The organism is Caballeronia sp. LZ019, assembly GCF_031450825.1.
Classification (GTDB): domain Bacteria; phylum Pseudomonadota; class Gammaproteobacteria; order Burkholderiales; family Burkholderiaceae; genus Caballeronia.
Genome location: NZ_JARTVZ010000005.1, coordinates 1,808,990 through 1,826,671 on the forward strand (window position 1 = coordinate 1,808,990; position 17,682 = coordinate 1,826,671).

General features: G+C 63.2%; 17 protein-coding genes. 9 read left to right on the plus strand and 8 right to left on the minus strand.

Annotated features, from left to right (window positions below; genetic code table 11):
• Position 1 precedes the first annotated feature (1 nt).
• The 5 genes from P9255_RS21925 to P9255_RS21945 all read right to left on the minus strand — a co-directional run bounded on the left by P9255_RS21925 (position 2) and on the right by P9255_RS21945 (position 4,108).
• A complete protein-coding gene (locus tag P9255_RS21925) occupies positions 2-1,063 on the minus strand; it encodes a hydrolase (RefSeq protein WP_309790430.1) in 1,062 nt (353 codons plus the stop codon).
• A 39-nt stretch (positions 1,064-1,102) separates the two neighbouring features.
• A complete protein-coding gene (locus tag P9255_RS21930) occupies positions 1,103-1,546 on the minus strand; it encodes a nuclear transport factor 2 family protein (protein WP_309790431.1) in 444 nt (147 codons plus the stop codon).
• 106 nt (positions 1,547-1,652) lie between these two features.
• Complete coding sequence (waaF, locus tag P9255_RS21935) at positions 1,653-2,726, minus strand: lipopolysaccharide heptosyltransferase II (protein ID WP_309790432.1); 1,074 nt, start codon at positions 2,724-2,726, stop codon at positions 1,653-1,655.
• Positions 2,727-2,916: 190 nt separating this feature from the next.
• The gene (locus P9255_RS21940) at positions 2,917-3,111 is read right to left on the minus strand and encodes a zinc-finger domain-containing protein (RefSeq protein ID WP_309763236.1); all 195 of its coding nucleotides are present in this window, start codon (positions 3,109-3,111) and stop codon (positions 2,917-2,919) included.
• A gap of 76 nt (positions 3,112-3,187) precedes the next feature.
• Entirely contained in the window at positions 3,188-4,108 is a 921-nt protein-coding gene (locus P9255_RS21945) for a branched-chain amino acid transaminase (protein ID WP_309790433.1), read from the minus strand.
• Between the two features lie 382 nt (positions 4,109-4,490).
• Between P9255_RS21945 and P9255_RS21950 the strand changes: the two genes are divergently transcribed.
• From P9255_RS21950 to P9255_RS21990, 9 genes are all read left to right on the plus strand, one after another.
• Entirely contained in the window at positions 4,491-5,279 is a 789-nt protein-coding gene (locus tag P9255_RS21950; protein ID WP_309765341.1) for an AzlC family ABC transporter permease, read from the plus strand.
• Positions 5,276-5,599: an AzlD domain-containing protein gene (locus tag P9255_RS21955; protein ID WP_309763234.1), complete on the plus strand. Its 324-nt coding sequence runs from the start codon at positions 5,276-5,278 to the stop codon at positions 5,597-5,599. Before P9255_RS21950 ends, P9255_RS21955 begins: the two co-directional genes overlap by 4 nt.
• Before the next feature lie 408 nt (positions 5,600-6,007).
• Positions 6,008-7,204, plus strand: coding sequence for a phosphoglycerate kinase (locus P9255_RS21960; RefSeq protein ID WP_309763233.1), 1,197 nt, complete (start codon positions 6,008-6,010; stop codon positions 7,202-7,204).
• A gap of 421 nt (positions 7,205-7,625) precedes the next feature.
• Positions 7,626-9,062 carry a pyruvate kinase gene (pyk, locus tag P9255_RS21965; RefSeq protein WP_309765340.1) on the plus strand — a complete coding sequence of 479 codons (1,437 nt, stop codon included), beginning with the start codon at positions 7,626-7,628 and terminating at the stop codon, positions 9,060-9,062.
• A 172-nt stretch (positions 9,063-9,234) separates the two neighbouring features.
• Positions 9,235-10,299 (plus strand): class II fructose-bisphosphate aldolase, encoded by a 1,065-nt coding sequence (gene fba, locus P9255_RS21970; RefSeq protein ID WP_309763232.1) that lies wholly within the window; start codon positions 9,235-9,237, stop codon positions 10,297-10,299.
• A gap of 134 nt (positions 10,300-10,433) precedes the next feature.
• A complete protein-coding gene (locus P9255_RS21975; RefSeq protein ID WP_309763231.1) occupies positions 10,434-11,324 on the plus strand; it encodes a phosphoribosylaminoimidazolesuccinocarboxamide synthase in 891 nt (296 codons plus the stop codon).
• Between the two features lie 37 nt (positions 11,325-11,361).
• Complete coding sequence (gene purE / locus P9255_RS21980) at positions 11,362-11,883, plus strand: 5-(carboxyamino)imidazole ribonucleotide mutase (protein WP_309763230.1); 522 nt, start codon at positions 11,362-11,364, stop codon at positions 11,881-11,883.
• A 15-nt stretch (positions 11,884-11,898) separates the two neighbouring features.
• The gene (locus P9255_RS21985) at positions 11,899-13,095 is read left to right on the plus strand and encodes a 5-(carboxyamino)imidazole ribonucleotide synthase (protein WP_309790434.1); all 1,197 of its coding nucleotides are present in this window, start codon (positions 11,899-11,901) and stop codon (positions 13,093-13,095) included.
• Positions 13,096-13,113: 18 nt separating this feature from the next.
• On the plus strand, positions 13,114-14,157 hold the full coding sequence (locus P9255_RS21990; protein WP_309763228.1) for an L-threonylcarbamoyladenylate synthase: 1,044 nt from the start codon (positions 13,114-13,116) through the stop codon (positions 14,155-14,157).
• Between the two features lie 742 nt (positions 14,158-14,899).
• On the opposite strand, the gene P9255_RS21995 is transcribed toward P9255_RS21990, so the two are convergent.
• The 3 genes from P9255_RS21995 to P9255_RS22005 all read right to left on the minus strand — a co-directional run bounded on the left by P9255_RS21995 (position 14,900) and on the right by P9255_RS22005 (position 17,296).
• Complete coding sequence (locus P9255_RS21995; protein ID WP_309763227.1) at positions 14,900-15,265, minus strand: hypothetical protein; 366 nt, start codon at positions 15,263-15,265, stop codon at positions 14,900-14,902.
• Positions 15,250-15,981 carry a hypothetical protein gene (locus P9255_RS22000; protein WP_309763226.1) on the minus strand — a complete coding sequence of 244 codons (732 nt, stop codon included), beginning with the start codon at positions 15,979-15,981 and terminating at the stop codon, positions 15,250-15,252. The genes P9255_RS21995 and P9255_RS22000 overlap by 16 nt, the downstream gene beginning before the upstream one ends.
• A gap of 655 nt (positions 15,982-16,636) precedes the next feature.
• A complete protein-coding gene (locus P9255_RS22005) occupies positions 16,637-17,296 on the minus strand; it encodes a PAAR domain-containing protein (RefSeq protein ID WP_309763225.1) in 660 nt (219 codons plus the stop codon).
• Between the last annotated feature and the right edge of the window lie 386 nt (positions 17,297-17,682).

Sequence of the window (17,682 nt, forward strand, 5' to 3'; positions counted from 1 at the left end):
TTCATCCGCGAGGAAGGAAGTGCTCGAGATACCCGAACACGCGCTGAGAGAGCCAGTCGATGCGTCCCGGAAACGGTCCCGTCATGAAGCCGACGTGCCCGCCGTGGTTCGGCTGATCGAGCGTCACGCATGCCGGGACTTCCGCCTGCGACGGCAGCGCCCACTCGGGCAGGAACGGATCGTTGCGCGCATTCAGCACGAGCGCCGGCACTTCGATGTGCTTCAGATGCGCGCGCGTCGTCGCACTCGACCAGTAGTGGTTGGTATCGCGAAAGCCGTGCAGCGGCGCGGTCACGACGTTATCGAACTCGTAGAGCGTGCGGGCGGCGAGCACGGCGTGGCGATCGTAGAGGCCGGGATGTTGCGCGAGTTTCGCGAGCGCCTTCTTCTTCAGCGATTTCAGGAAGCTGCGCGTGTACACCATGCCGAAGCCTTGCGAGATCGCGTGGCCGCCGGCGTGAACATCGAGCGGCGCGGAGATCGCGGCGGCGGCGCTGATGACCGATGCATCCGTGCCGCGCTCGCATAGCCAGCGCAGGAGGACATTGCCGCCGAGCGAGACGCCCGCCGCGACGATCGACCCCGCGTGCCGCTCGCGCAACCGGCGCAGTATCCAGTCGACTTCGGCGCTGTCCGCGAGATGATAGAAGCGCGGCAGCAAATTGAGCGGCCCGCTGCAACTGCGAAAGTGAGGCACGACGCCATGCCAGCCTCGCGCTTTAGCGGCGGCCATCATCGAGCGGGCGTAGTGGGAATCGGAACTGCCTTCGAGGCCGTGGAAAAGCACGAAGAGCGGGGCGGTGTCCGCAACGTCGCCCGATTCGTGCGCGAGCCAGTCGAGATCGATGAAGTCGCCGTCGGGCGTGTCCCATCGTTCGCGCCGATAGCCGACCGAGGGCTTGCGGCCGAAGAGCGCCGGAACGATGGTCTGCGCATGAGCCGTCGGCAGCCAGCGCGGCGCGCTGTACAGCAGTGCCTCGATGGGATCGACGACCTTCGCCGTCACGGAAGGCGCACGATCCACGAACGACGAATCGTGTTGCAACAACGGATCGCGCTTCATGGTCTTCTCCCGCAAACGCCTGCTTCGATACTTCGTGTTTCAGTGCAGCGGCCCTTGGCCGTGGCGCAGCTTCGCCGCGAACTGGCCGGCCGTTTCCATCGGCATTTCGCTCGCATGGATGTGCGCGATGCGCCATTCGCCGCGCTCGTGGACCATCACGTAGGTCGTGAAGATCATCTGCGGCGCGGCCGTGCCCGCCGGCTGATGCGCTTCCGCAATGGCATACACGACGGTGCCGAGACTGTCGTACACGCGGATATCCAGCGGCTCGATGGTGACGGGTTGCGCTTCGAGCTGCTTGCCGAGGCCCGCGCGGATGCTTTCGAGACCGTGCAGATGCGTGCCGTCCGCGCAGATGCACGTGGCGAATTCCTCGTCGATCCAGAGCGACATCACGGCATCGATGCTGTTGTCCGCGACGGCCTGATAGTAGGCGTTGAGCGTGTCGGCGGCGGCTTCGAACAGGCGGGCGAAACGTGGCATGGCGCGTGGGTCTCTATCGTGGTTCAAGGCATGCCTCCGCTCGGAGACATTCGCGTGTCCGTGCCTGCAACGCGGCGATGCAATGTGAAGCGCCGGGCGCGGCGCGTTAGCGATGCGCGAGCAGCATGCCGCGCAAATCGGCGAAGACCTGCTCCGCGGACAGTTCGCGAAGGCAGTTCAGATGGCCGAGCGGACACTCGCGGGCAAAGCACGGACTGCAACTAAGATGAAGCCATTGTACCTTTGCGAGGTCGGACAAGGGCGGCGTATGGCGCGGATCGGTCGAGCCGTAAACCGCGACCAGCGGACGCTTCAGCGCCGCCGCGACGTGCATCAGCCCCGAGTCGTTGGTCACGACCGCGCTCGCTCGCGCGATCAGTGCACATGCTTCCCCGAGCGATGTCTGCCCGCACAGATTGCGCACGTTCTGCGCGCGCTCCGCGATGGCCTGCGCGACCACCGAGTCCTTGTTCGATCCCAATGCGACGATGCGCGCGTACGGAAACGACTGCGCGACGAACTGCGCCAGCGACGCGAAATGTTCCGGCGGCCAGCGCTTTGCAGGACCATATTCGGCGCCGGGACAGAACACGACGAGCGGCGCGCGGGTGTCGAGATTGAAGCGCGCCGAGACGCGCACGGCTTCGTTCGGGTCTGCTTCGAGGCGCGGCACGGGCAGTAGCTGCGCGTCGCTCGCCTGCGCGTCGCGGGCCTGCGCGAACTTGTTGACGAACGGCAGCTTCGCGCCCGGCGCGTAGGCGAGCGCGGCGTAGTGCGCGGTCATCGGCGGACGATCGGTCTTCGGCGGATTCGCGTGGCGGACGTTCAAGAGTCCATAGCGGCTCTCGCCCTTGTAGCCGATGCGCAGCCGAATGCCCGCCATCCACGGCAGCAGCGCGGATTTCATCGAATTCGGCAGGACGTAGGCAGCGTCGTAGCCGACGTCGCGCAAATCGCTCGCGAGCTGCCATCGGCGCAGCAACTGCAGCTTGCCGTGGGCGAGGTCGGTGGCGTACACATCGTTGATTTCCGGCATGCGCTCGAGCACGGGCGCGACCCACGAGGGCGCGACGGCATCGATCGCGATACGCGGATGCAGCTTCCTCAAAAGCGTAAAGAGCGGCTGCGCCATCAATGCGTCACCGATCCAGTTCGGTGCTATAACCAGCGCACGGCGCATCTTTCGTTATCCGATCTCAAAATATTCGCGCCTCTGCGCCGTCGTGCGGCGGGACGCATCAGTCTTGTTGGTATGTGGGGTGGCCGGTATCAAGCGGCCGAACGCGAAGACAAAGGTGAACGCAAACGCGAACGCGCGCGTGCCGGCCAGGCGGACACGCGCGCATCGGACGGCGCGAATCAGCGACCGGTCAATGGCCCTTGAGGACTTCGCCGTCCTTCAGCTTGTAGCGCGTGCCGCAATACGGGCAGCGCGCCTCGCCGTGGGACACGTCCAGGAACACGCGCGGATGCGTGCTCCAGCGTTGCATCTTCGGATTCGGACAGAACGCGGGGATGTCCTTCGCCGACAATTCCACCAGCGGCATTTCCTTCAGGTCGCTCATTGCACTCCTCATCGACTCGTTTCTCAATGTCGTTCGTTGCTTCTCGGCAAGCGGGCCGCGCGGGCCCGCCGCTGCATCAGACTTTTGCGAGCCAGCTCGCGTACTGCTCGTTCTTGCCGCCGACCACGTCGAAGAACGCGCTTTGCAGCTTCTCCGTGATGGGACCGCGCTTGCCCGAGCCGATGGTGCGGTTGTCGAGCTCGCGGATCGGTGTGACTTCGGCGGCGGTGCCGGTGAAGAAGGCTTCGTCGCAGGTATAGACCTCGTCGCGCGTGATGCGTTTCTCGATCACCGGGATGCCGAAGTCGCGCGCCAGCGTGAGGACCGTGTCGCGCGTGATGCCGTCGAGGCACGACGACAGGTCCGGCGTGTATAGCTTGCCGTTGTTCACGAGGAAGAAGTTCTCACCGGAGCCTTCGGACACGTAGCCGTTGACGTCGAGCAGCAGCGCTTCGTCGTAGCCGTCGGTCACGGCTTCCTGATTGGCGAGAATGGAGTTCACGTACCAGCCCGACGCCTTCGCGCGGACCATCGACACGTTCACGTGATGGCGCGTGAACGAGGACGTCTTCACGCGGATGCCCTTGGCCAGGCCGTCTTCGCCGAGGTACGCGCCCCACGGCCACGCGGCGATCGCCACATGGATGGTGTTGCCCTTCGCGGATACGCCCAGCTTCTCGGAGCCGACCCAGATGATCGGGCGGATGTAACACGACTCCAGCTTGTTCTCGCGCACGACTTCGAGTTGCGCGGCTTCGAGCGTGGCGTGATCGAACGGGACGTCCATCTGGAAGATCTTCGCCGAATTGAGCAGACGCTTGGTGTGCTCCTTCAGGCGGAAGATGGCCGTGCCACTGGCGGTCTTGTATGCGCGCACGCCTTCGAACACGCCCATGCCGTAGTGCAGCGTGTGGGTCAGAACGTGGATGTTGGCGTCTCGCCAGTCGATCAGCTTGCCATCCATCCAGATCTTGCCGTCGCGGTCGGCCATTGACATACGCTTCTCCTAGCTGTCTCGTTCAGTGATTTCGATGAAACCGTGTCCGCCGATTACCTGCCGCTTTATCCGCAGGCGCATGCAACGCCAAGCACGGCGCAAAGGCGGTGAAAGACCGCCATTTTAGCGTCTTTTGACAATTGGACCGAGCTAAAAGCGCCTTTCGCGCCGCTATACTTTGCCTTTCACCGCGAACGTGAATGGCGGCTTCGATCTTTTCGCTTCTTCCGGCGAATCGTCGCGCGGTTCATTGGGACGGGCGGTGGGTCGCTTCATCCAGCTTTACGTTTTCCGCGTGCTTCTTGCTGCAGCCGCATCGGGCGGCTTCCCGCACTGCATCAGCGCGCATCGGCATCGCAATAAATTGGCCTCGCATCCGTCCATGCTCGACCGGCTGTCCGACACGAATCGCCGCGCATTCCTCGAAGGTGTCTGCACCTTCTCTCCCGCCATTCTCGCGACGTTCTCGTGGGGTCTCGTCACCGGCGTCGCGATGAGCAAGTCGGCGCTCACGCTTGCGCAGGCGCTCGGCATGTCGTTCGCGGTCTATGCAGGATCGTCGCAGCTCGCGGCGCTGCCGCTCTTCGCCGCGAAGCTGCCGCTCTGGACCGTGCTGCTGACGGCCGCGATGGTGAATCTGCGCTTCGTGATCTTCAGCGCTGGACTTGCGCCGCATTTCTCCCATCTGCCGATGTGGCGCCGCGTGCTGATCGGCTACTTCAACGGCGACATCATCTATCTGATGTTTGCGAAGCGGAACTTCGCGCCGGCCGACCGGGACGGCAAGGAAGCATTTTTCTGGGGACTCGCGCTGGTCTGCTGGTTCTGGTGGCAGGTTTCGTCGGTGGCGGGCATCCTGCTCGCGAGCCTGATCCCGGCGAACTGGGGCCTGGAACTGGCGGGCACGCTCGCGCTGATTCCGCTGATCGTCTCGGCCATCGCGACGCGCTCGACGCTCGCCGCCGTGGCCGTCGCGAGTGTCGTCGCGCTGCTTGCGTTCGATCTGCCGTTTCGCCTGAGCCTGCCGCTCGCAGTGCTCGCCGCGCTCCTGGCTGGCACGCTTGCCGATGTCATCGCGGACCGGTCGCAGGCGGCGGCCTTGCCAGCGTCCGACGCCGAAGCGCCGCCCGCCCCCGACGACGATTCCGACACCATGAGGCCCGCGCGATGACGCCGCTCCAAACCTGGCTCGCGATCCTCGGCATGGGTCTCGTCACCGCCGTGACGCGCGCGTTCTTTCTGATCGGCGGCGAACGCACCGTGCTGCCGCCGCGCGTTCAGCGGGTGCTGCGCTATGCGCCGGCGGCGGCGCTCGCGGCGGTCGTCGTGCCGGACGTGCTCGAAACGCCTGCCGGCCTGTCCGTCGCGCTGTCGAATCACGCGATGTGGGCCGCGCTCGCCGCGCTCGCGTATTACTTGTGGCGGCGCGGCATGATGGGCACGATCGCCGTCGGCATGGCCGCCTTCACGCTGCTGAGGCTCGTCGCGTAAGCCGCCTATGCCTGCCTCCAGGCCGCGACGGATGCCCCAAATACGCATCATCAAGCATTGCACGCTAGAGCAGACGGGGCATTCAGTTAAAATGACGGTCTTTCCTGTCGCAGAGCGAGGTCGAAAGTGAGTCCGGCAGTCACCGCGCAACGGTTGTGCAACTCGCCGCCTCCGGCAGGATCGCCGCAGCCGTGCGTCCGTGCAGACGTCGCGCAACGCGAAGCCACCCGGCCTCCAACTTCTTCCCCCCGCACTTCAGCCGCGCGCTCGTCTCACTTGCGCGGCCTTCGCCCCCGGATTGATCCACGCGCGGGGCTCGACTTCCCAGCCTCCCGCCGAACATCCTCGAAGCAGCCGCATGGCGCCGCTTCTTCGCCCGAACCGCTTTTCTGACTAACGTTGACTCCCATGACGAAAGTACTGCGTTTCACCGATCTGATCGCCGAAGGCAAAGTCTCTGGCAAGCGTGTGTTCATCCGCGCGGACCTCAACGTGCCGCAGGACGACGCCGGCAACATCACCGAAGACACGCGCGTGCGCGCCTCCGTCCCGGCCATCAAGGCCGCGCTCGAAGCGGGCGCCGCCGTGATGGTCACCTCTCACCTGGGCCGCCCGACCGAAGGCCAGTTCAAGCCGGAAGATTCGCTCGCGCCGGTCGCGAAGCGTCTGTCCGAACTGCTCGGCCGGGATGTTCCGCTCGTCGCTGATTGGGTCGATGGCGTTGACGTCCAGCCGGGCAATGTCGTGCTGCTCGAAAACTGCCGCTGCAACAAAGGCGAGAAGAAGAACGACGACGGCCTCGCGCAAAAGCTCGCGAAGCTCTGCGACATCTATGTGAACGACGCGTTCGGCACCGCGCATCGCGCCGAAGCGACCACGCACGGCATCGCGAAGTACGCGGGCGTCGCGTGCGCGGGGCCGCTGCTCGCCGCCGAACTGGATGCGCTCGGCAAGGCGCTCGGCAATCCGAAGCGCCCGCTCGTGGCAATCGTCGCCGGATCGAAGGTGTCGACCAAGCTGACCATCCTCAAGTCGCTGGCGGAGAAGGTGGACCAGTTGATCGTCGGCGGCGGGATCGCCAATACGTTCATGCTCGCGTCGGGTCTGAAGATCGGCAAGTCGCTGGCGGAAGCGGATCTCGTCGGCGAGGCGAAGGAAATCATCGATCAGGCGCGCACGCGCGGCGCTTCCGTGCCGATTCCGAGCGATGTCGTGACCGCGAAGGAATTCGCCGCGACCGCGAAGGCGGAGACGAAGCCCGTCGCCGATATCGCCGACGACGACATGATTCTCGACATCGGCCCGGACACCGCCAACGCGCTCGCCGCGCAACTGGCCACGGCCGGCACCATCGTATGGAACGGACCCGTAGGCGTCTTTGAGTTCGACCAGTTCGGCAACGGCACGAAGACGCTCGCTCAGGCGATCGCGAATTCGTCGGCGTTCTCGATCGCGGGCGGCGGCGACACGCTCGCGGCGATCGCGAAATACGACATTCACGACAAGGTCAGCTACATCTCGACCGGCGGCGGCGCGTTCCTCGAATTCCTCGAAGGCAAGACGCTGCCCGCGGTGGAAGTGCTTCAGTCCCGAGCCGGGGCGTGAGGCGTTGGCCGCCCGAAACGATCCGGCGAAAGCAGGCAAGCAGGGCGCGCAAGCAGCCGGCGGCGCGCAAGCAGATGAAGTCAGAGACGTGATCGTGGGCGGCGCATCGGGCGATGAGCTCGACGCCGCTGCCGAAGCGGCGCAGGTCATCGCGGAGGCGGCTCGGCCGGACGAGCCGCTTTCCGGCGAAAGCCCGGGCCGCGACTCGAACCAAAGTCAGGACCAGACCGAAAGCGAAGCCGCACTGCCGGCGCCGCCTGTGGTCATCATCGGCGGCGTGGCCGCGCAGGCCGAAAAAGACATCGATAAAGCGACGCCGGCACGAACCGGCGCGCGCGCGCAACCGGTGAGCAACACGTCGCCGTTAGCGCAACGTGCTCGCAGCTCAAACACGGGCCTCCCTAAAGAGACGAGGAAAGACATGCATCGCGCTACAAAGATCGTTGCCACCATCGGTCCGGCATCGAGCAATCCCGACATCCTGCTTCAGATGATGCAGGCGGGGCTCGACGTCGTTCGCTTCAACTTCTCGCACGGCACCGCCGACGATCATCGCCAGCGCGCCGAATGGGTGCGAGAGGCGGCGCGTCAGGTGGGCCGCGAGGTCGCGATCATGGCGGACCTGCAAGGCCCGAAGATTCGCGTCGGCAAGTTCGAGAACAACAAGACGATGCTCGTCGCGGGCAACTCGTTCGTCCTCGATGCGAATTGCGAGCTGGGCAACAACGAGCGCGTCGGTCTCGACTACAAGGACCTGCCACGCGACCTGCGCGCGGGCGACACATTGCTGCTCAACGACGGCCTCATCGTGCTCGACGTGACGCGCGTGATCGGCGAAGAGGTTCACACGACGGTGAAGGTCGGCGGCGAACTGTCGAACAACAAGGGCATCAACCGGCAGGGCGGCGGGCTGACCGCGCCCGCGCTGACCGAGAAGGACATGGAGGACATCAAGACGGCGATGTCGCTCGGCGCGGATTTCGTCGCGGTGTCCTTCCCGAAGAACGCGACCGACATGGAGATGGCGCGGCAACTCGCGAACATCGCGGGCGCGCCTTACGGCATCAAGCCGAAGATGATCGCCAAGATCGAGCGCGCGGAAGCCATTCCGGCGCTGCAGGGCATTCTCGACGCGTCCGACGGCATCATGGTCGCGCGCGGCGATCTCGCGGTGGAAGTCGGCAACGCGGCGGTGCCGGCGCTGCAAAAGCGCATGATCCGCATGGCGCGCGAGTCGAACAAGCTCGTGATCACCGCCACGCAAATGATGGAATCGATGATCCACGCGCCGGTGCCGACGCGCGCGGAAGTATCGGACGTGGCGAACGCCGTGCTCGACGGCACCGACGCCGTGATGCTCTCCGCCGAAACGGCCGCGGGCAAGTATCCGGTCACGACCATCGAGACGATGGCGGCCGTGTGCGTCGAAGCGGAGAAGTCCGAAGAGTCGCAGCTGGACCGCGATTTCCTCGACCGCACGTTCACGCGCATCGATCAGTCCATCGCGATGGGCGCGCTGTTCACGGCGTATCACCTCGGCGCGAAGGCCGTCGTGGCGCTGACCGAATCCGGATCGACCGCGCTGTGGATGTCGCGCCACTGGTCGCACGTGCCGATCTTCGCGCTGACGCCGCGCGTGGGCAGCGAGCGCACGATGTCGCTGTACCGGAACGTCACGCCGCTGCATCTCGACACCAACATGGACCGCGACACCGCGCTCAATCAGGCGCTGGAAGTGGTCGTGTCGAAGGGCTATGCGGCGCGCGGCGACATGGTCGTGCTCACCGTCGGCGAACCGATGGGGCAGGCGGGCGGCACGAACACGCTGAAGATCGTGCGCGTCGGCGACCATTTCTGAGCGGCCCGAGCAATTGCAGCAGGACGCGCGGCCGAGCGCCGCGCGGTTTCACCGTACTGCAGAGCGCGCAAGACGACGCATCGTCTGCCAGACATAGGCCGAAAACTGCCGAAGGGAGCAAGAGCAGAAAGCGTGCGCGCCAGGATTTCGTTTCACATCATGGAGTTCCACAATGCCTCTCGTATCAATGCGTCAATTGCTGGATCACGCGGCCGAACACGGCTACGGCCTCCCGGCATTCAACGTGAACAATCTGGAGCAGGTGCAGGCGATCATGGCGGCCGCGAACGAGGTCAACGCGCCGGTGATCATGCAGGCGTCGGCTGGCGCCCGTAAGTACGCAGGGGAAGCGTTTCTGCGGCATCTGATTGAAGCGGCCGTCGAGTCGTATCCGCATATTCCGGTCGTGATGCATCAGGATCACGGTCAGTCGCCCGCCGTGTGCATGGCCGCGATCCGCTCGGGCTTCACGAGCGTGATGATGGACGGCTCGCTCGAAGCCGACGGCAAGACCGTCGCGTCTTACGATTACAACGTCGATGTCTCGCGCAAGGTCGTCGAATTCTCGCACTCCATCGGCGTGACGGTGGAAGCCGAACTGGGCGTGCTCGGCTCGCTCGAAACCATGAAGGGCGACAAGGAAGACGGCCACGGCGCCGAAGGCACGATGACGCGCGAGCAGTTGCTGACGGACGTCGAGCAGGCCGCCGACTTCGTGAAGCTCACGCAATGCGATGCCCTCGCGATCGCCATCGGCACGTCGCACGGTGCGTACAAGTTCTCGAAAAAGCCCACGGGCGATATCCTCGCGATCGATCGCATCAAGGAAATTCATCAGCGCATTCCGAATACGCACCTCGTGATGCACGGTTCGTCGTCGGTGCCGCAGGAACTGCTCGCCGAGATCCGGGAATTCGGCGGCGACATGAAGGAAACGTACGGCGTGCCGGTCGAGGAGATTCAGGAAGGCATCAAGCACGGCGTGCGCAAGGTCAATATCGATACCGACCTGCGCCTCGCGATCACCGGTGCGATCCGCCGCTATCTCTTCGAGAATCCGTCGAAGTTCGATCCGCGCGACTATCTGAAGCCCGCGCGCGAGGCCGCGAAGGAAATCTGCCGCCAGCGGTACATGCAGTTCGGCTGCGAAGGTCAGGCCGGCAAGATCAAGCCGATTCCGCTCGACAAGATCGCCGAGAAGTACAAGTCCGGCGAGCTTGCGCAGATCGTCAAATGAGACGCTTCTGAGTCCGGCTGCTTTGTAAAGTAAAATCAACGGGTTCCGGCGACGGGACCCGTTCGCATTTCCCCTTTCGCCGCTTCATGCGAGAAGCGGCGATTCAATTTTTGGCACCTCTTCGGTACATGACGATGTCCACGCTCTACGAATCCACGATCAAATCGCTGCCGCTGCTCGGCCGTGGCAAGGTCCGCGACAACTACGCCGTCGGTCAGGACAAGCTCCTCATCGTGACGACCGACCGCCTTTCCGCCTTCGATGTCGTCATGGGCGAGCCGATCCCGAACAAGGGCCGCGTGCTGAACCAGATGGCCGATTTCTGGTTCGAGAAACTCGGTCACATCGTGCCGAATCACAACACGGGCATCGATCCCGCGAGCGTCGTCACGCCCGACGAAGTCGAGCAGGTCGAGGGCCGCGCGGTCGTGGTGAAGCGCCTCGAACCGATTCTCGTCGAAGCCGTCGTGCGCGGTTATCTTGCGGGCAGCGGCTGGAAGGACTATCAGGCGACGGGCGCGGTGTGCGGCGTCGAGCTGCCGCCGGGCCTGCAGAACGCCGAAAAGCTGCCCGAGCCGATTTTCACGCCGGCGGCGAAGGCCGAAATGGGCCATCACGACGAAAACATCACCTACGATGACATGGAGCGCCGCATCGGCACGGAGCTGTCGGCGACGATCAAGCGCATTTCCATCCAGTTGTACAAGGAAGCGGCCGAATATGCGGCGACGCGCGGCATCATCATCGCGGATACGAAGTTCGAGTTCGGTCTCGACAACAAGGGCGAGCTGTATCTGATGGACGAAGTGCTGACCGCGGATTCGTCGCGCTTCTGGCCCGCCGATGGCTATCGGGTCGGCACCAATCCGCCGTCCTTCGACAAGCAGTTCGTGCGCGACTGGCTCGAAACCCAGCCGTGGAAGAAGGAACCGCCCGCGCCGAAGCTGCCCGACGACGTGATCGCGAAGACATCGGAGAAGTATCAGGAAGCGCTGCAACGCCTGACGGGGCAGACGCTCGCGTAAGCGTGCATTCCCTCAAACGCCTAAGGAACGTAGCGATATGAGTGAAGTACAGACCGGAGCGCACGCGCACGACGCGCCGCTCGTCGGCGTGCTGATGGGTTCCAGTTCCGACTGGGACGTGATGAAGAACGCGGTCGCGATCCTGCAGGAGTTCGGCGTGCCGTACGAGGCGAAGGTCGTGTCCGCGCACCGCATGCCGGACGAGATGTTCGACTACGCCGAGCGCGCCCGTGAGCGCGGCGTGCGGGCGATCATCGCGGGTGCGGGCGGCGCGGCGCATCTGCCGGGCATGCTGGCTGCGAAGACGACGGTGCCGGTGCTCGGCGTGCCGGTGGCGAGCAAGTATCTGAAGGGCGTCGATTCGCTGCATTCGATCGTGCAGATGCCCAAGGGCGTGCCTGTCGCCACGTTCGCGATCGGCGAGGCGGGCGCGGCGAACGCGGCGCTGTTCGCGGTGTCGATTCTGAGCGTCACCGACGCCCGTTATGCCGAAGCGCTCGCCGCTTTTCGCGTGAAGCAGAACCAGGCGGCGCGGGACATGGCGCTGCCGCCGCTCTGAGCTTTTAGCCCTACGATGAATCCACAATCTTCCCCAATCTCCCCGATTCTGCCGGGCGCGTGGCTCGGCATGGTCGGCGGCGGCCAGCTCGGCCGCATGTTCTGCTTCGCGGCGCAATCGATGGGCTATCGCGTCGCCGTGCTCGATCCCGACGAGACGAGCCCGGCGGGCGCCGTCGCGGATCGCCATATCCGCGCCGCCTACGACGACACGACCGCGCTGACCGAACTCGGCCGCCTGTGCGCGGCGGTGTTGACGGAATTCGAGAACGTGCCGGCGGCGAGTCTCGACATGCTCGCGAGCTGCACGTTCGTCAGTCCGGCGGCGAGCTGCGTGGCGATTGCGCAGGACCGCGTCGCGGAGAAGCGCTTCATCGCGCAGGCGGGCGTGCCCGTCGCGCCGCATGTGGTGATCGAATCGTCGGAGGCGCTCGACGCCCTCGCCGACGACGACATCGCCGCCGTGCTGCCGGGCATCCTCAAGACCGCGCGGCTGGGGTACGACGGCAAGGGCCAGGTCAGCGTGCGCAACGTGCAGGAAGTGCGCACCGCGTATGCGTCGCTGTCAGGCGTGCCGTGCGTGCTGGAGAAGCGCATGCCGCTGAAGTACGAAGTGTCGGTGCTGATCGCGCGTGGCGGCGACGGCAAGTCGGCCGTGTTCCCGCTCGCGCAGAACACCCACGTCAACGGCATTCTCGCCAAGACGGTCGTACCTGCGCCGGATGCGTCGGCTGCGCTCGTCGCGCAGGCGCAGGACGCGGCGCTGACCATTGCGGCGAAGCTCGGCTATGTGGGCGTGCTGTGCGTCGAATTCTTCGTGCTGGAGGATGGCTCGCTGATCGCCAATGAAATGGCGCCGCGTCCGCACAATTCCGGCCACTATACGGTCGATGCCTGCGCCACCAGCCAGTTCGAGCAGCAAGTCCGCACGATGACCGGCATGCCGCTCGGCGACACGCGCCAGCATTCGCCGGCTGCAATGCTGAATCTGCTCGGCGATATCTGGTTCGACGGCGAGCAGAAGGACAAGGCGCGCGCGCCTGCGTGGATCGATGTCGCGGCGATGCCGGCGGCGCGGCTGCATCTGTACGGCAAGGAGGAAGCGCGTCCGGGCCGCAAGATGGGGCACATCAATTTCACGGCGGCGACGCTGGAAGAAGCCCGCACGGCGGCGCGCGACTGTGCGCGGATGCTGCATATTCCGCTGGACTGAGTTCTGTAGCAGCAAGCAATGACCATCATTTATCCGAGCGCCGCGCAGATCGGCGAGGCCGCGGCCCTGCTCGATGCGGGCGAACTCGTCGCGTTCCCGACCGAGACGGTCTATGGTCTCGGCGGCGATGCAGAGAATCCCGAGGCCATCGCGCGAATTTATGCGGCGAAGGGGCGGCCGGCGAATCATCCGGTGATCGTGCATCTCGCGCCGGAGGCCGATCCGGGTTACTGGGTGCGCGAGCTGCCCGCCGATGCGCAGAAGCTCATCGATGCGTTCTGGCCGGGGCCGCTGACGCTCATTCTGAAGCGCGCATCGCATATTCCGGCGGCGGTGAGCGGCGGGCAGGATTCGGTCGGCATCCGCTGTCCTTCGCATCCGGTTGCGCAGAGCCTGCTGTCGGCGTTTCACGCGCGGCGGCATGGTTCGGGCAGGCAGGGCGGTGTCGCGGGGCCATCGGCGAACCGGTTCGGGCATGTCAGTCCGACGACTGCGCAGCATGTCCGCGACGAGTTCGGCGGCGCGGTGCACGTACTCGACGGCGGCGCGGCGGACGTGGGTATCGAATCGACGATTCTGGATTTGTCGCGTGGCTTCCCGGCGTTGCTGCGGCCAGGGCACGTGAGTCCGCAGGCGATCGCCGATGTGATCGGCGAAGCGCCGCGTCTGCCCGATGGCAGCGATGCGACGGCCCCGCGTGCATCGGGCACGCTGAAGGCGCATTACGCGCCGCGGACGCCGCTGGCCTTGCTGCCGTTTGCCGCGATCGAGCCGATGCTGGGGGGGTTCGAATCGGCGGATGGGCGGAAGATCGCGCTGGTCGCGCGGGCATCGAGCGCGGGTGCGTGGGCGCGCGCGCCGCATGTGCATTTCATCGCCGCGCCGGAAGATCCGCAGAGCTATGCCCGTGCGTTGTATGGACTGCTGCGGGCGCTGGATCGGGCGGATGTCGAGCGCATCTTCGTGGAGAAGCTGCCGGAGTCGATCGAGTGGATCGCGGTGAATGACCGGTTGGGGAGGGCGGCGGCGGCGTTTGAGGGGGAGGATTCGGCTGGCGGTTGATGATGGGTTTTTGGGATTCTCGTTGTGGGACAGTGGGTTAGCGGCTAGAGGTTCCTTTGCGTGGGCGGAGATAGACCCAATATTCAGCGCGCAAAAGACGACGACACCCGGGTTACTCCGCGTGGGCGGAGATAGACCTTACGCGGAAATCGCGCGCCTGCCGCCCCTTCAGGTTACTCCGCGTGGGCGGAGATAGACCCAGCTGCAGGCTTTCGTGCGATACGTTGCGGCGGGTTCCTCCGCGTGGGCGAGGATAGACCTCGCTGCGCGCCTTCGTCTATGCCGGCGCGTGGGGTTCCTCCGCGTGGGCGGAGATAGACCCGACCCCGCGCTCGATGGCCTGGGCGAGGTCGCGGTTCCTCCGCATGCGCGGAGATCCCGCCAAAGTTCACTCCATCGCGCACGATCGACAGGCCGTTGTCGAGATCATCATCGATACCTTCGTCATCGATAAGCGACTTCGAAAGCTGGCCGCACCCTTCGCTGACCCTCTGGATACGATGGAATCGGTCTTGCACTAATGCAGGAAATTAACTTGTTGAATCAGACTTAACGTATTCAGTTGTGCTGACATTCCTTTCAAACTGCCCAGCCGGTGTAGCCCTACTGCGCTGAACCGGGAATCTGCGTCGCCCATTTGCCCCGCCTCGTGAGGGGGCTTTTTCACCGTTGTTTAGTGAGATTTGATCGCGACGGGTTGCCTCAAATGGGGGGTGCATGCCAATCCGACTGAACATAGTCGTTACCTTGTTGAGCTACTCAAACACTCTTCAATCTGTCGCCATAAACCATATGAAGAGATGCGAGAGGCGAAAGCGGCCAGCTCGAACTTCAGCTTCGCTAAACCAGATGTAGCTCTTTCGTCCTGAAGTCGCCGCAACTCGTCCTCGACAAAGCGCGGGTCGAAGCCACCTAGCTCTGGCGTCGTGATCGTAAGGTTGAAGGCGAAGGCTACAGCTACCTCGCGAAAAAATATCTGCCGAATCTCGCGAATCGGGTATTTCCGAAGCACCGAGATGGCCTCTGTCGACAAGTCGATGCCTGCAAATGTGTCGGCCAAAGACGACCGGATAAATTTTCGATCGATTTCGCTTATTGAATTCCCCATTTCTGAAGCTCCTTAACCGCTATCTCGTACTGGTCAAACGCGTATTCAGTCACTACCGATCCGCTGATCGTTCCAAGGATCGCAATTGCGAGAGCGCATAGAGGAGCGCCCGTGCCGCACAGAGCGGCAGTTGACATGCCGGTTACATAGCCGCCCAGTACCCCACCCCCGATGACTGTTCCTTGCCGCGCTACTTCTGTCACCTTATCGTCCGCTCTAAGAATTGCGTAAGCGGCAAGCCCGGCTGTCAAAAGGATCGTACCTTTGGCGGTATCCCTCATGATCGTGGTGCCAGCAGTCACCGACGTATCGTTCCTTCCTGCGGAAGCAATTACTGCGTATGAAGCTGCTTCTTTCTCCGCGCTAGTTAGAGCAGAAAACGGCTTTCCGTATAGTCGATTTGAATACTTGTTGACCGACTCCTCTATGGTCGGTCCGAAAGGTTTTTTCTTCTCGGCACGTGCTCTGTTCCACGAGGACGTAACCTTCCGAGTCTCTACAAGAATTTGGTTTCGGAGCTGATTGCAATATACAGCGCCCTCGTAAGCAGTCATCTTTCCTGAGTCGACCTCGGACTGAACAAGCTGGCTCACACGCCTGATCCCTTCGGCATATCGAGCACGGACCCTCTCATCACTGATTGCGTCCGCCGAAAATTTAAGCATCGTTGCCTCTAGAGCGTCGCGTGCGTCTCCGAAGAGGTCGCTCGTTAGCACGTGCTCTTGTTTCGTTTCGAACGGCCCTTCATGAAAGATGGACGGACTAGCTTGAACTTCGGACATCATTACCCCGTGATGGATGTAAGCAGCAGTTCCGTAACCGAATCCAACGAATTTGCGTTTTCTGTGAAGTGGAACTCGATATGCGAACAGTTGCTTCCGTTCTCATTCCTTTCGAAGCGAACTGTGTTGTTAATGCTGAAGGTTCCACGCTGCTTAGAACCGTCAGCGAAATAGGCCACACACCGCAACCCCCCAACGCTTCCGGATTCACGCAACGAGAACAAAATCCAATGGTTACCAGAGTCGGGAACGACAGCGCTACTTACGCCATGTCCCTCGTGCCGGCCTGCTTCATATCCCGTGAAAATCTGGGCCATGTTTCGCTCGGCGCGAAACACTGGTGCGGGACTACAACCGCATAGGTTGATGTCGCCGCTGAGCGCCCATCCTTCGCCATTCGGTCCCGTTCCCGGGTGACGTGGACCACTTGGCGCAATAACCCCCTCGCTTTTGCAGGCAGTGCAATAGGTTTTCATACCGAGCGTGGCGATGTGAACCAGTGGCGGCGGATTCGAACATGTTACCGAGTCAAGTCCTTCGATAATTGTCGCGCTACCGCCGCGATCACCTTTGCCGAGAAAAGGACGCCTTAGCATGTCACGCTCCCTTCGCAATCTTCCACTACGACGCTGGACACCGCAGCGCTTGCCAGGCCGCGCCTCTCTGGACTGTCCGAGATAACGTCGCCGTTGTTCAAGCGACTTCCCACGAAAGCAAGGGAAGCGGAAACACCTATACCGTTCGTCACGTGCAAGCCGCTTATGATGGTCGCGATACTCCCATCAGCATATGAGACGGCATCCCCGACAGCGGCAGCCCGCCCCAAAGTATCAACTTCCCACCAACCGGATGTTCTGCGAAGTACACCACCGCGCGCAGTAGTCGACTTCGCTACTGCCAAGCGGTAGGAAGGGGCGGGCGGTGGAACGACGTAGGCGGGGTCGAAAAGACCTTCGATTTGCGTCCGTTCAGTGACGGCGACGCCGAACTTACGCTGTAAGGGTTCGACAACGCGATCCCCGTTACTGAGTCCGCTTCCCTCCAAGGCATACGGCACGACTCCGTTCGTCAACCGGAAGCCAGCGCCATCGGTGATTACTGCTTCGCTGCCGTCAGGGTAGGTGACGACATCGCCCACCAATGCCAGGCAATGTTCATCAATTGTGACACTGCCCGTTGCCTTACTTACGACGCCACCACGTTCTGTTCTTGATCCAGCGGTCGCATACAAGTTGACCCTCTCATTCATCGTGTCGCTCGTGTGGTGTTAGAGAGATAGGAAGCTAACCGATGCAACGGCGGAACTCGAGAGATTGGAGGTGAATTATTGTAAAGCTCCGGCTTCCCCGGCTTCGTCAGCCACAGCTTGACCGGAGACTCGTCTTAGAAGCTCGGGTAGTTGGCTTCCGTCCACAGAAATTCTACGTTCTTCTTATCGTCCTCGAAGCCGAGTTCCATCGTTCGATCAAATGCGGCATTGAGCCGGTCCAGTAAAGTTGAGTCGTCCGCAAGGTTCGGGAATAATCAACGATATCCTGCTTCACCGTCAGAACGAAATTCCGATCGTCAGACGTACCAGCGCCTTCCACTCATCTTCAGAAAACTTATACATGTTATGTTGATTGGGGGTTACTC